We start from the raw sequence: 11,971 nt of genomic DNA, 5'->3' as shown, positions 1-11,971 counted from the left end.
TTTTAGAAAATCCTTAGAGAAGATTTCTTATATTGAAAGGGGCTCTTCCGCTGTATTCAAACGGGACAAGAATTTGTGTCATAACGAAACATTGATCTAACCTCGAACAGCGAAAGGCTTTGCAGGATCGTTTACAGAAACATCGAATAACTGTAAAAATAACCAGCTTGCCGCAAAAAATCTGTCTGAAGAAAAAGATTCCTTCCGATAAGGGAAGGGCATTATGTTTTTGGTATAGAACAACCTGTATCACCCTATAAATAAAAGAGGTTGCAATCATCCGGCATTGTAAAATGCAGTTGGATTGAAAACCTCCTATGCGAAACAATCAATGGATTGGAGGCTCCATATGTTAAATTCTTTCAAACTGGGTCTCTGCCAACTCCCCGTGGTTGACGATAAAGGGGAAAATCTGAAAATCGCCGCCGCTGCCGTACGCTCGGCGGCAGCGGATGGCTGCCATATGGTGGTTCTCCCCGAAATGTTTAACTGTCCTTACGGAAACAAATACTTTCCTCTTTATGCGGAGGAATTTCCCCATGGTGAAACCCTTCAATTGCTCTCAACTCTAGCCCTGGAGCAGTCTGTTTACCTGGTGGGCGGTTCCATTCCGGAAAGGGATGAGGATCGTCTCTACAACAGTTGTTTTATCTTTGGCCCTGGCGGCAATCTACTGGCCCGACATCGCAAGATCCATCTCTTTGATATCGACATCCCGGAGGGCATCTCCTTTAAAGAATCCGACACCCTGACCCCTGGTCACACCATTTCTATGTTTGATACTCCCTTTTGCCGAGTCGGCGTCGCCATCTGTTATGATATTCGATTCCCGGAACTGATTCGGACCATGGCCATTAAGGGAATCAACCTGCTGGTGCTGCCCGCCGCCTTTAACATGACCACCGGGCCTGCCCACTGGCAGCTTACCATGCGGGCCCGGTCCCTTGATAATCAGATTTACGTGGCCGCCGTTTCACCCGCCAGAGATGAAGCAGCGGAATATGTTGCCTACGGTCATTCCCTGGTAACAGACCCTTGGGGCACTGTACTGGTTGAAGCGGTCGGAGAACCTTGTATTCTCACGGCGCATATCGATCTTAATTATCTTGCCGGAATACGCCGGCAACTGCCGCTCCTAAAACACCGCCGTGAAAATATCTATTAATATATGATAACGGAGGTGAAGAACCGACACTACCCCTGCCTGAAACCCCCGAGGGGAAATTGATAAGTTGATTGAATCGGGGTATATTGTTAATAATCATAACGCCGATAACACGGTAACCTGAGGTGAATTCGCCGCTGTTTTGAATCGAATCATCTGCACGCTGGGGAAATAAGCTTTCTTTCTCAGCCTTCTTCATCTATACAAGGAAGATCACTTGAATATATAATAAGCTTGGTGATTAAATGAATTTATCAACACTGCAGACCTTTATCGCCGTAGCAGAAAAGAAAAATTTATCACTGGCAGCACAGGAAATTCACATTACGCAGCCGGCCATCAGCAAGCAACTGGCAGCCCTGGAAGACCATTTTGGAACTTCCTTGGTGGAACGCCGGGGTCGTGGTATTATACTTACCCCGGCGGGGGAGGTTTTTTACCGGCACGCCCGGGAAATGTTGGATTTAATGCTGCGGGCTGAGAAAGAAATTCTGAATCTGTCCGGTGAAATAAGAGGGCGTTTCATTGTTTGGGCCAGCAGCATACCCGGTCATTATATTCTTCCATCAATTATCGGAGCCTTTAAAAAGGCTTATCCGGATGTGCAAACGGTGCTACATATTGGGGATTCCAGGGAAGCCGTACAAAAGCTTTTAGAGGAATCGGCCCATCTTGGCGCCGTCGGCATGCTGCCGAACAACAAGCGCATTGAAGGAATTCAGTTTTTCTCCGACGAGCTGGTGGTGATTGTCCCGCCGGAACATCCCTTTGCGGATGTTTCCGAAATAACCTTGGAACAATTCGCCGAAGAACCTTTGATATGGCGGGAATTGGGCTCCGGCACCCGGACGGTGGTGGAAGGTCATCTGGCCCGGGGCGGTCTGATCCCGGAAAAACTTAACATCGCTCTGGAACTCGGCAGTACCGGGGCGGTCGTTAATGCAGTGGAAACCGGAGCAGGCATTTCCATCGTCTCCCGTTGGGCTGTGTATAAGGAACAAAGCTTAAAAAGAATTGTTACGGTAAAAATTAAAGACCTGCCCATGAAAAGGAATTTATATCTGATTTACCCCCGACGCAAAAACAGAGGCCCAATTGTAGAAACTTTTATCAATTTTACCTTAAAACAAAATCCCCAGACCTGAAAAGGCAAGGGGATTTTTGCTGGCTGAGCTAAATTTTCTTTATCTTTTAAACCTGCACTACGCTCTTTACTTCCGGAACCGCTTGCTTGAGCGACCGCTCAATCCCATTTCTCAGGGTATTGGTTGCCCCCGGTCAGCCACCGCAGGCCCCTTTTAATCTCACCTTAACAATCCCCGTGTCGTCAACATCCACTAATTCCACGTCGCCGCCATCCCTTTGCAGAAAGGGCCGCACTTGCTCTAAGGCTTCTGCCACTTTTTCACGCATTTCATTCACCTCCTTCACTATTATAAATAAATATCTCCAGAACCCTTTTGTTTCAAACAAAAAATAAAGGAAACCAAGGGGACGCCTAGTATTGGGAAGTCCTCCTGATTCCCGAAAAATCATACTAAAAATAAACACTATAATAAAAAGAAAAACCACACGCCGGTTGGCATGTGGTTAGTCTATGTATCCGCTAGTCTACTCTTATAACTTCTGTAACTTCCGGAACTTGCTGTTTAAGCGTCCGTTCAACACCGTTTTTCAGAGTATAAAGGGCGCCGGGGCAGCTTCCACAAGCTCCTTTTAATTTTACCTTAACAACCCCGTTCTCATCCATATCTACAAATTCCACATCTCCTCCGTCTCTTTGCAGAAAAGGACGAACCTGTTCCAAAACCTCTTTAACTTTTTCTTTCATAATTTATAACCTCCTAGTTTGGAAAATTATTTCCATTCATTACAAGATTATTTTAAACCATATTAAAACTATAATACAAGAAAAAATTGATCTCCTTTGTAAAAGGTTATCTTTTTGTAATCATCTCTGGAGTTAGGGGTTGCCAAAAGCTTTTTAAAAAGAATAAGCCGGAAGAAATATTCTTCCGGCCCGTTTAAATTAAAGTAATATTAATTATGCCATAAGTACTACGCTCTTCCAACCCCTGGATGGTTTTAATCTGTTGGTTTAAATCATTTTCAGCATCCCGCAGTTGTTTTTCCAGTTCCTGATTTGCCTCTTCCGCCGCCAGTTTACCTTTTAATTCGCCGACCTTGGCCTGAAGCTGTTCAATATTTTTCTTGATCTCTCCGTGCTGGTCACTAAGGTCTTTCTCCGTAGGCAGATAGGAGATAACAACTCCCAAAGACATCAACTGGTTTTCCGCGGACTTAAAAACATTGGCCGGGAATCTTACACTGATACTGCCAACTCCGCCGGTTTCGGAATAAGGTGTAACAATCGATCCCCCGTTATTTTGAACAACCGTTCCCAGTGCTTTCACTGCGGCCCCAAGGTCTTGAACATCCACCTTTAAAGTACTGGTTCGAGAAACCAGACCTTCACTGCTCTTGGGTACATAACTTTCAACACTAAGTTGATTTGAAGGTGTCGATTTTGTACCCTGCCTGTTTGTGTTAGAAGGCTGGGATGTGTTTGGGGTCCCTCCCTGACTGGGAGTATTGACCTCAGGTTTTGTTTCCGGCTGATTCGTTTCCTGAGGATTTTCCTGGGTTTCACCGGGTTCAAGGGCCAAATTGTGGTTCGACGGGTTCTCAACTCCCGGAGGTTTGGGATCAATGGGAAGAAATTCATTACCGTCCTTCTCCCAAAGGGCAGTCAACCCCAAGGTCATGGCCATAACCGCGGCAACAGCGGCAGTGCGGTACCAGGATTTTCTGGTTACTCCCACCACACGTTCATACCAAGGTTTATGTTGAGGCGCCTGTATAGGAGCAGGTAATTGTTCAATTTTTTCCATTAATTTTACCCTAAAATCAGCGGGTGGAGTTAGTTCAGGGAGTTCCTGGAGCATGCCCATAGCCAAGGTGAGCTCTTCCAGCTCAGACCTGCAGGCCGGGCAGCATGCCAAGTGCTCCTGAACTGCCTGTTGATCGGCAGCATCCAGGACTCCGTCCACGTAGAGCGAAAGTTTTTCTAAAATATCCTGGCAGTACACGGAACACCCCTCCTTTACTTAGCTAGACGATCGTAGGGGGCTAAAAGTTCCATTTGCTTAGTTATTTTTTCCTTTAAAGCTTGCCTGGCTCTACTGAGCCTGGATTTCACCGTACCCAGTGAACAGCCCAGGGTTTCAGCAATTTCATCGTAAGATAATTCTTGGATTTCCCTCATTACTAATATTATGCGATAATCATCCGGCAGGGTACTCAAACACTGCTGTACCATGACCTGGGTTTCGTTGCGGTCCAGCGCTTCTTCAGGGGTGGGACCGTTAGAGCGCAGTTCATATGTAGTATTCCCCTGATTGGGTGAATCATCCAGCGATACCGTAGGCCTTCTCTGCTTCTTGCGCAGTTCATCCCGACAGACGTTTACGGTAATATGGTAAATCCAAGTGCTGAAACTGGCATCTCCGCGAAAGTTCGGGAGAGCCTGGTATATTTTAATAAAAGCTTCCTGGGCCAGATCAGAGGCATCCGCATGGTTCCCCATCAGGCGGTAGGCAATGGTATATACCTTATTTTCGTACATTTGAACCAAGTGTTCAAACGCGTTTCGATCACCTTTTTTGCTTTGCTCCACTAACAATTGCACTTCCAGGGGCAAGGGTCCCCCTCCTCTTCCAACGAAGATAATATTTCTGGCTTTATTGTATGGATCAGGAAATCATTGGTTGACAATTGATTGATTAATAACTGCATAGCGTAATGTCTTCTACGCGATCTATAGCAATTCCTTTAGCTAAAATGAACCATGAATGCCAGGTATTTCCCGGCATATCTTTGAAAGATCACAGAAAAAGCCTTGTATACATAAGACTCTTTTAGAAACATTTTTGTAACATATAAAAGAAAAACATTTTTTATATCCGCTGCAAAAAATATTTTTCACCACAACTCGCGTATTTTTACTTGCAACTTGTCAAAGCTTTTCGTATAATAAATAAGCAGTCACGAAAGTGACAGATAAAAATAAGCCGAAGTGGCGGAACTGGCAGACGCACCGGACTCAAAATCCGGCGGGCTCAACACCCGTGTGGGTTCGACTCCCACCTTCGGCACCACACCGAATAAAAGAAGATCGCATAATGCGGTCTTTTGTGTTTTTATGTAAATCCCCTACTAAATCCACCCGTCTATTAGTAACTAGGCTTGTGTTAAAATATAAGAAACCCAGATAAGAGACTTTTGGAGTTTTCCCTTATCCGGGTAATAGTTCAAGCTTACTAAAACTTACCGTACCAGCCACCCGTAATCCTGCCTGCAATCCACAATATAGTCAACATATACGGCCTCTCCCTTAATCTGATACAGAATCAAATACCATTTTTCTACAAACATTTTATGATATTTGTTGGGAGGTATAAATACTGTATCCAGAAACGAAAAACGCTCCGGCATTTTGTAAAGGGAGCGGATGGCGTCCATTAAATCGTTTTTCACTCTGCGGGCAGCGGCAGGATTTTTTTGTGCCAGAAACCGAACATGGCTCGCCAGCATCTGACGACAGCGATCGGAAACAATTTCCTTATATTCAGGCTTCTTTTCCATGTTCTGCCTCGCCAATAATGCTTTCCAGATAGCTGTCCAGTTCATCCGGCGTAACCCCGGCACGACCGGCCAGACGGTCTTCCTCGACGGCAGCAACTCTTCCCTCAGCTTCAGCATTTTTTCACGGCGGGTAAAAGCCTCTATATCCATCACCACGAGATCGCCCTCGTAAGATACACCGGCTCACCGGAAGATTTGCACAAAGCCGCAATTTCATTATAGTTCCGCCTAATGCTTGCGGATGGTTCAATCTGCATGGCGCCAACCCCTCATAGTAATATTTTGAATATGCTACTAAAGCAATTGATAATTTTATTGCATTAAATATCGTTTAAATGTCGTTCATCTCTTTTGCCCCATGGTTTAAGATAAGAAATCACTATTAAGAAGAATAGTATAGCAATACATATTTCTAAGCCAACAAATAACAACTGACGATTTTCAAAATAAGCCGGATTTTGTAAAGGATATATGCCATTCGTAATCTGGCTGGTAGAGAGGGAATCGCTTATCCAAATCCGTACATAGGTACTGCCGAAAATAATCGCCACGATATTACCGATCCATTTCGCTAAAACCCAATAATGTTTTGTCAGCCCTCCCCAATGTGTCCGTATAGCAAGCCAAATTCCGGTAATGAGCGAGCCGAAAGCACCTGGAATGACTAAGAAATGATCAAATCGTTTTATAAATACATGGGAAGCGTAAACTAGATTATTGTCGATCGTAAATTTCGTCAAAACGGCAAGCAAAAGCATCCCAAAAACCCCGCCTATATACATCATGACAAAGAACATATGGATGATAAGCAACCAATTCTTTTGCTTTATGTTTAGTTTATTTTTCCTAAACTTTCCAACAAGCAGGGTAACGCCCGTTATTATAAGAAGCACAGCGGATATAGCCAATCCTCCGATAAAAAGATCCATTTTGTACTCCTTTACCTTTATATTTTTCGAGATGATTGATAATTTTCTGTGTCTATAACATCAGTCAACTTCCCGCAGCATTTTTTCTATAGAAGTTACGCGAATACGTAAATCAGACAAATCCCCGGCCATCTTCTGCTGTACTGAGATCGCCTCCTCCGCAAGCTTACGATACGCCTCGTCCCTTGCGATTTCTACCCTGCTCATTGTTCTCATTTGCCAGGTCTTAAAACCTTGCCATACCAGTACTACAGTCAGTGGTACGATTATTACGAGCACAAAGATCATTCCACCAATTCCGAAAATAACTCCTTCGTTCATTTGTTATCCCCCTTCTTACTATTAACGTCCAAAGCGGTATTGTCAGGTTTTTTTAAAGTAAGTGTATTTGCCGCTTCAGCGATATTTTCTGGACTTAATTGGAGTGCAAACGGAATTACTTCGTAGTAATTCATCGCTTTGCCATCCTCCGATAATTCCATTTTACTTGTCACCAATCCAGCGTTCTCTAGTCGCTTCAAATGCATATACAGTAACGGTCGGCTTATCATAACCTCACGGGCAAGCTGACTTACATGAATACGTCTACCTGCCAATAAAGCAATAATTTTTAATCGATGCGGGTTTGCCAGTGCCTCTAGCATTTTGACTAGTTTGTCTCCTGAAGGTGACATTGGTTCTAAATTATGGTTATCATTTATTTCCTATTCCCCCTTTCAGGCATTGACTTTGAAAGCTTTTGCAAAGTTGTTAGCAAACAGCATCAAGAGTATGAGACTCCTAAAGATACAATAATAATTTTATTTCACCTGTAATAAATATATTACAGGTGAAATTCCATGTCAAGGCCTAATGATTCTTAAACTAATTACAGCCGGAGGCACTGTAGGAAAGCATATTTATAATAAAATTTAGATTTATGGTGAACAAATGGCAAATTTTTAAGAAAGATTCAGACACAAAAACCCCCGGAACTTGGGGGTTCCGGGGGCTCTGTCTAAACATAGTTGCGGCCGATATTGGCCATGGCAACACCAATATTAAGAAGCTGCTCGTAAGTTGATACAATTTGTTCCAGGGAATGGGTAACCACTTTAATGGCTTTTTCTTGTTCTAAAATGGACACACTGTCTTCCCTCAAACAATTTAATATACCGGTTATTTCTTCAAAGGCTTTGGTGGTTTTTTCCGCCTGCTGTTTGCTTTGGGAGGCAATCTCTTTAATTTCGGACACACCGGAAGAGTTGAGACGCAGGGATGTGCCGCTGGAATTCAAAGGCTGCTCATACCGGGCCAGCATGGCTAAAACGGTGTCCGATAACTGCAGGGTGTTTTTAGCAATGCGGTTGGTTTCTTCCAGGAGCGTCTCCAATTGCTGGTTTTTCAAATTCATTCTGGACGTGGTTCCCTTTAAGGTTAGGGTAGAAAAATTAATGGACTCCATGGAAAGCATTAATTTATTGCTCATATCCATTAAGCTGTTGGTTAAAGCCGGTACTTGGCTTAGTAAAAAGGGAAGGCACATTTCCTTTTCCGCCAATCCCTGCAAACAGGCCACCGCCTTTTCCCAGCAGGTATCATATCCACAGGCACTGCAGTTGATGAGATCCCGGGGGGTGTGCTTGCCCGTTTCCTTCAGCATCTGCCAGACTTCTTCATCGTTATACTGCTTTTTGACAACGGGTTGGGCCGTAAATTTTCTATGAAAATCCATTTCTTGAACAAGCTTGGAAAGAGCCTGTGCGTCAAGTCTGTTGTTGTGTCGCCGGACCGTGGTGGCCACCTTATGGGCCCTGACCACATAGGATTTATCGCTGACCATGCCCGGCCCCATCACGCACCCCTCGCACATCAGCATATCAATAAACCGGGGGGCAAATTCCTCCCTTTCAATGGCCTTTAGTACCTCAATACAGCGACGGGCGCCTTCCACCACCACAATTTCCATGCTGGCCACATCTTCTACAATTCCGGAAGATTTCAACAGGCCGCCGCTGATGGGAAAAGTCCTGGACAACTGGGGCTGCGGGTTATCCCATTGGCCCTCTCTGACGTCCTCCAGGGAAACATGCTTCAGTTCAAACCATTGATTTAACTGACGAAAAGTAATTACGGCATCCACATAACCCTGATTATTGGTATCGGAAGCTTCGTATTTCTTAGACAAACAAGGGCCGATAAAAACAATTTTATGGTCAGGGTAGCGGGCCCTTACCAGTTTAGCCTGAATCAACATGGGAGAATCAATGGGAGCCAGATACTCAATCATGGACGGCATATGTTTTTCCACCAGTTGTACCACTGCCGGACAAGGGGTGGATAAGATGGTTTTTGGTTTTTGTTGATTAAAAAATTTGGTATACTCTTGGGCACAGATCTCCGCCCCATAGGCCACTTCCTGGATATTGGCAAAACCTAATTCATAAAGGGCACCAACAAATTTTTCCGGAGGAACATCATAGGCAGCGGGATAAGAGGGTGCAACAATGGCGGCCAGTTTTTGCCCCTCTGAGATCCATTGTTGAATGACGGAGGAATCATCATGAACCATTTTGGCGCCAATGGAGCAGGCCAATACGCACCGGCCACAGCCTATACAGCCCTCCTCCACAATCTCCGGAAGTCCTTTTTTGATGGAGATTGTCTTGACCGGACAGGCCCTTACACAAGCGTAACATTTGCGGCAGGAATTATGATCTGTATAAATTAAGGCCAATGATACCACCTCCCCATAGCAAAGGGTTCCTCTTTTTTTGAATTCGACAATTTATTAATAACTCCTCTTCCTTTTGTTTGATCCTTCATGAATAAGCCTTTTATAACCCTGGTGATGCAAATAAAATGCCATGATCCGGGGTTCATTCCCTTGTTGAATGGTATAATAGGGTTCGATAAATTATGACTTTAAGGCATCTCTGGAGGAGGTATTATTTTGGCACTTTACCTGGATATTGACCTGGACTATTTTGTGGCACCTGTATTAAAAGAATCCGTAATCAATCACCGCCCTCCCGATCCTTCTCACTGCCGGCTGGCCAACCCCGCAGACTTATTTTGCCTTTTACAGGAAAAAGGAGTCCGGTTGGGCCATAAACGCTTTATTTTCACCAATCACATGCAGAGCCACCTTCGCTGGTGGATTCACGGTAAAAAGAACAACCGGGTGATTCATATTGACGCTCACAGCGATCTCTACGGTCATCATCAGCCGGACCTATCCAATCTAAAAAAATTAGGCTGCCAGAATTATCTCTGGCATGCCATTCGTGAAAATCTTATTTCCGAGATTTACTGGGTCTTTCCTGACCGGCTTTTTGATCCGGAGGATCTCTCGATTCTGCAAAAAATGTTTTTACCCTCTCAACTGGGCCGTTCCTTTACCAAGGATCACATTCTGCACACGGAAATCCTTTGTTCTTTACCGGGCCAGCCCAGTAAAGTTATTCCCTATCATTTATTACAATTAAAAGATCTGCCGGTTTTCCAGGAAACAGCCGAAATCATCACGGTTGCCACCTCTCCGGAATTCCTGCCCAGGCAGGCGGATACCCTGCTCTCATCCATTGAACAACTGCTTCACTTTGAACCTGGGATCATGGATAAGCTTCGCCAAACCCATACAGAAATGAAGTAATTAAATTTCAACGCAACAGGGATTTATGATAAGCCATAGTAAGATATTTGTTGTTATTTAACATTTTTGATTCACTATGCTTCATCAAGGGCGAAATTTGCTTAAATTTATGATTTAACGATTGACACTGATTGATTTATCACCTATATTGGAACTAGGCAAATCAATATTTTCTTCGTTAGGTGAGGCTTCTGCATAGACAAATGCCACTGCCCGGAAATGTCGAGAGACGCTAACGGGTTAACAGGTTCTACCGGCTTAAGGTTTAATCTAATGTGGCTGGGACTCAATCCCTAGCTATGTATGTGCCAAAGCTTGCACGAGTGGAGAAGGTTCATGCGGCCCTATAGGCCTTTCTTAAGACCTTCTATTTTGACTGACTGAAGGCTTTTTTTATTTCCCTTTATGGAGGTGGTAAGAATGGAAGATCCGTACCCCGGATATCCTGAGGCAACATTCAATCGGTTCAGGTTCTGTTCTTACCTGAACGTCTGCCGTTTGTAGAGCAGTACTCCTGGAGGTGACAATCATGATTAAAACCTACTTATACGACCATCAAGCTGGAAAAATGCGCCACGACATCAACCTTGGAGACTTGTCCGGCGTACTCCATGACAAGGACAATTTGTTATGGGTGGACCTTTATAACTTTTCGGATCAGGAATTAAAATATGTAGCCAACGCCTTTGATTTTCACGAGCTGACGGTGGAAGACTGCCTGCAGCACAGTCCCCGGGCCAAATTGGACAAGTATGATGATTATCACTTCCTGGTTATCCATGCCGTCCGTTATAACGAAGAACGAGACGAGGAAATCATGCTGGTCCAACTGGGTGTTTACCTGGGCGAAAACTATGTGGTAACCGTTCATAAAAATACGCTGCCCAGCCTGGGAAGAGTGGCCAAAATTTGCCTTACGGACATCCGCCTGGCAGATAAAGGACGGGATTTTTTTCTTTATTCCGTTATAGACGGGTTAATTGACGAATATTTTCCGGTTCTGGACCGTATCGGTGATCGTATTGAAGACCTGGAAGACGAAATTTACGAAAAGCCCAGCAAGGAAACCACCGACGAGTTCCTGGCACTGAAGCGAACCATTTTAACCATGAGAAGGGCTATCATGCCCCAGCGCCGCATCTTTTCCACCATCAATACCGCATCCTTTCCCATTAGTGAAGATAATCAGCCTTACTACCTGGATTTGGTGGACCATTTGGAGCGTATAACCGACTCCATCGACGGCTATAAGGATTTGGTAGACGGCGCCCTAGCCACCTATTATTCAATTATTAGCGCACGAACCAACGAAACCATGCGGGTGCTGACATTGATTTCAACCATTTTTATGCCCCTGACCTTTGTAACCGGCTTTTTTGGTATGAACGTTCCTCTTCCCGACCAATCCTCTCCCTGGTCAACCATCAGCATTACCGTTGGCTTAATTGCGGTTTCCATGTGGATGATTTTAATCTTCCGCCAAAAAAAATGGATGTAATAGTAATGGGGCTAGGCAAAAGGAATACCGTATGGTTCCTTTTTCCCAGCCCCTTATTTACTAAAAGGATTTTTTATCCGAAAATCCGTATCATCCGTTCA

Annotated in this window: 13 protein-coding genes, 1 tRNA gene, 1 pseudogene and 1 riboswitch; of the genes and pseudogenes, 5 read left to right on the top strand and 10 right to left on the bottom strand. The window is 44.4% G+C overall.

Annotation, left to right across the window (positions count from 1 at the left end; all coding sequences use genetic code 11):
* Window positions 1-349 precede the first annotated feature (349 nt).
* Window positions 350-1,165: a carbon-nitrogen hydrolase family protein gene (locus DESRU_RS07035; RefSeq protein WP_013841424.1), complete on the top strand. Its 816-nt coding sequence runs from the start codon at window positions 350-352 to the stop codon at window positions 1,163-1,165.
* Between the two features lie 245 nt (window positions 1,166-1,410).
* On the top strand, window positions 1,411-2,310 hold the full coding sequence (locus DESRU_RS07030; RefSeq protein WP_013841423.1) for a selenium metabolism-associated LysR family transcriptional regulator: 900 nt from the start codon (window positions 1,411-1,413) through the stop codon (window positions 2,308-2,310).
* A gap of 46 nt (window positions 2,311-2,356) precedes the next feature.
* Here DESRU_RS07030 and DESRU_RS20520 read toward each other — a convergent pair whose 3' ends face one another.
* The 4 genes from DESRU_RS20520 to DESRU_RS07010 all read right to left on the bottom strand — a co-directional run bounded on the left by DESRU_RS20520 (window position 2,357) and on the right by DESRU_RS07010 (window position 4,865).
* Complete coding sequence (locus DESRU_RS20520) at window positions 2,357-2,578, bottom strand: NifU family protein (protein ID WP_187290618.1); 222 nt, start codon at window positions 2,576-2,578, stop codon at window positions 2,357-2,359.
* Window positions 2,579-2,771: 193 nt separating this feature from the next.
* Window positions 2,772-2,996, bottom strand: a complete 225-nt coding sequence (locus DESRU_RS07020) for a NifU family protein (protein WP_013841421.1) — start codon at window positions 2,994-2,996, stop codon at window positions 2,772-2,774.
* A 193-nt stretch (window positions 2,997-3,189) separates the two neighbouring features.
* Window positions 3,190-4,254, bottom strand: a complete 1,065-nt coding sequence (locus DESRU_RS07015) for a zf-HC2 domain-containing protein (RefSeq protein ID WP_013841420.1) — start codon at window positions 4,252-4,254, stop codon at window positions 3,190-3,192.
* Between the two features lie 14 nt (window positions 4,255-4,268).
* The gene (locus tag DESRU_RS07010; RefSeq protein WP_013841419.1) at window positions 4,269-4,865 is read right to left on the bottom strand and encodes an RNA polymerase sigma factor; all 597 of its coding nucleotides are present in this window, start codon (window positions 4,863-4,865) and stop codon (window positions 4,269-4,271) included.
* A gap of 369 nt (window positions 4,866-5,234) precedes the next feature.
* Between DESRU_RS07010 and DESRU_RS07005 the strand changes: the two genes are divergently transcribed.
* Window positions 5,235-5,322 (top strand) — tRNA-Leu (locus DESRU_RS07005).
* A 169-nt stretch (window positions 5,323-5,491) separates the two neighbouring features.
* On the opposite strand, the gene DESRU_RS07000 is transcribed toward DESRU_RS07005, so the two are convergent.
* The 6 genes and pseudogenes from DESRU_RS07000 to DESRU_RS06980 form a co-directional block, all read right to left on the bottom strand.
* Window positions 5,492-5,809, bottom strand: a complete 318-nt coding sequence (locus DESRU_RS07000; protein WP_013841418.1) for a type II toxin-antitoxin system RelE/ParE family toxin — start codon at window positions 5,807-5,809, stop codon at window positions 5,492-5,494.
* Window positions 5,793-6,066: pseudogene (locus DESRU_RS20240) on the bottom strand (prevent-host-death protein). The gene DESRU_RS07000 and the pseudogene DESRU_RS20240 overlap by 17 nt, the downstream one beginning before the upstream one ends.
* 63 nt (window positions 6,067-6,129) lie before the next feature.
* Entirely contained in the window at window positions 6,130-6,738 is a 609-nt protein-coding gene (locus tag DESRU_RS06995; RefSeq protein WP_013841417.1) for a hypothetical protein, read from the bottom strand.
* 60 nt (window positions 6,739-6,798) lie between these two features.
* Window positions 6,799-7,059 (bottom strand): hypothetical protein, encoded by a 261-nt coding sequence (locus DESRU_RS06990; protein WP_013841416.1) that lies wholly within the window; start codon window positions 7,057-7,059, stop codon window positions 6,799-6,801.
* A complete protein-coding gene (locus DESRU_RS06985; protein WP_238446384.1) occupies window positions 7,056-7,382 on the bottom strand; it encodes an ArsR/SmtB family transcription factor in 327 nt (108 codons plus the stop codon). The genes DESRU_RS06990 and DESRU_RS06985 overlap by 4 nt, the downstream gene beginning before the upstream one ends.
* Before the next feature lie 353 nt (window positions 7,383-7,735).
* Window positions 7,736-9,463: a [Fe-Fe] hydrogenase large subunit C-terminal domain-containing protein gene (locus DESRU_RS06980; RefSeq protein WP_420794904.1), complete on the bottom strand. Its 1,728-nt coding sequence runs from the start codon at window positions 9,461-9,463 to the stop codon at window positions 7,736-7,738.
* A gap of 207 nt (window positions 9,464-9,670) precedes the next feature.
* Here DESRU_RS06980 and DESRU_RS06975 point away from each other — a divergent pair, with 207 nt between their 5' ends.
* Window positions 9,671-10,372 carry a hypothetical protein gene (locus DESRU_RS06975; RefSeq protein ID WP_013841413.1) on the top strand — a complete coding sequence of 234 codons (702 nt, stop codon included), beginning with the start codon at window positions 9,671-9,673 and terminating at the stop codon, window positions 10,370-10,372.
* A gap of 167 nt (window positions 10,373-10,539) precedes the next feature.
* Window positions 10,540-10,707: riboswitch (M-box (ykoK) riboswitch) on the top strand.
* Window positions 10,708-10,901: 194 nt separating this feature from the next.
* Entirely contained in the window at window positions 10,902-11,870 is a 969-nt protein-coding gene (corA, locus tag DESRU_RS06970) for a magnesium/cobalt transporter CorA (protein WP_013841412.1), read from the top strand.
* Window positions 11,871-11,971: the final 101 nt, after the last annotated feature.

Source organism: Desulforamulus ruminis DSM 2154, from assembly GCF_000215085.1.
Lineage (GTDB): Bacteria > Bacillota > Desulfotomaculia > Desulfotomaculales > Desulfotomaculaceae > Desulfotomaculum > Desulfotomaculum ruminis.
This window is presented reverse-complemented; position numbering and strand designations above follow the sequence as displayed.

Bases quoted from the DNA above. Each gene is read 5' to 3' on its own strand.
- DESRU_RS07035 (WP_013841424.1), top strand. From the start codon at position 350: ATGTTAAATTCTTTCAAACTGGGTCTCTGCCAACTCCCCGTGGTTGAC.
- DESRU_RS07030 (WP_013841423.1), top strand. From the start codon at position 1,411: ATGAATTTATCAACACTGCAGACCTTTATCGCCGTAGCAGAAAAGAAA.
- DESRU_RS07020 (WP_013841421.1), bottom strand. From the start codon at position 2,996: ATGAAAGAAAAAGTTAAAGAGGTTTTGGAACAGGTTCGTCCTTTTCTG.
- DESRU_RS07000 (WP_013841418.1), bottom strand. From the start codon at position 5,809: ATGGAAAAGAAGCCTGAATATAAGGAAATTGTTTCCGATCGCTGTCGT.
- DESRU_RS06995 (WP_013841417.1), bottom strand. From the start codon at position 6,738: ATGGATCTTTTTATCGGAGGATTGGCTATATCCGCTGTGCTTCTTATA.
- DESRU_RS06990 (WP_013841416.1), bottom strand. From the start codon at position 7,059: ATGAACGAAGGAGTTATTTTCGGAATTGGTGGAATGATCTTTGTGCTC.
- DESRU_RS06985 (WP_238446384.1), bottom strand. From the start codon at position 7,382: ATGCTAGAGGCACTGGCAAACCCGCATCGATTAAAAATTATTGCTTTA.
- corA (WP_013841412.1), top strand. From the start codon at position 10,902: ATGATTAAAACCTACTTATACGACCATCAAGCTGGAAAAATGCGCCAC.